Raw genomic sequence first — 690 nt, 5'->3', positions numbered from 1 at the left:
CATCTGGAAGATAAAGTAAGTCGGCGAGCAGAAGCCGATGCCTTTCACCTTGCCGATGCCCGGCGTGTCAGGCGGCAGTGACTGGCACATATAGTCCTCGCGGCAGAAATGATCGGCCGAACAGGCCGGCCGGTTGCCGCGATTGACGGCGCCGCCAAGACATTGGTCGAAATTGTTGGTGGCCACGCAGATATCGAATTTCTTGCCGCCGACCAGCCCGCAAATCTCGTTCGGCATCGGCTTGCCGGCTTTGAAGGCCGCGAAGTCGCGGTCCTTGTCGTCGCAGCCGCGATAAGCGATCCCGCCCGGCACGCCGATCTTCGGCGGCCGGCAGGTATAGGCGGTGCGCGAGACATCCGGGGCGAAGGCCGCGAACTGGCCCGATCTGCTGTAGCGGTCGTTGAAAGGCTGCACCGCGTTGCTGGCGATCGAGCCGGTCAGGCAGGGGTGGCCGGAAAACATTTTTTCGCTGTCCTTGGGCAGCAGGCATTGCGCCAGTTTCGTGTGCACGCCTGAAGCGGTGGCCAGCGGCGTGCAGACGGTGCCGCCGTCGCATTGCCAGGTCGCGCCGAACCGCGCGGCATCTTCCGGCATCAGGCAAGGCATGGCCATCTCCGCCGGCGCGTAATCAACCGCGTCGGCGGAGATGGCCATGCCTTGCCTGATGCCGGAAGATGCCGCGCGGTTCGG

General features: G+C 64.5%; 1 pseudogene. It reads right to left on the bottom strand.

The window, feature by feature from the left end:
* Positions 1-690, bottom strand: a pseudogene (locus EN984_RS36705) (hypothetical protein); the annotation flags it as partial.

This window comes from Mesorhizobium sp. M7A.F.Ca.CA.004.12.1.1, from assembly GCF_003997835.1.
Lineage (GTDB): Bacteria > Pseudomonadota > Alphaproteobacteria > Rhizobiales > Rhizobiaceae > Mesorhizobium.
The sequence above is the reverse complement of the archived record's forward strand: the minus strand, read 5'-3'. Positions and strand labels throughout refer to the sequence as shown.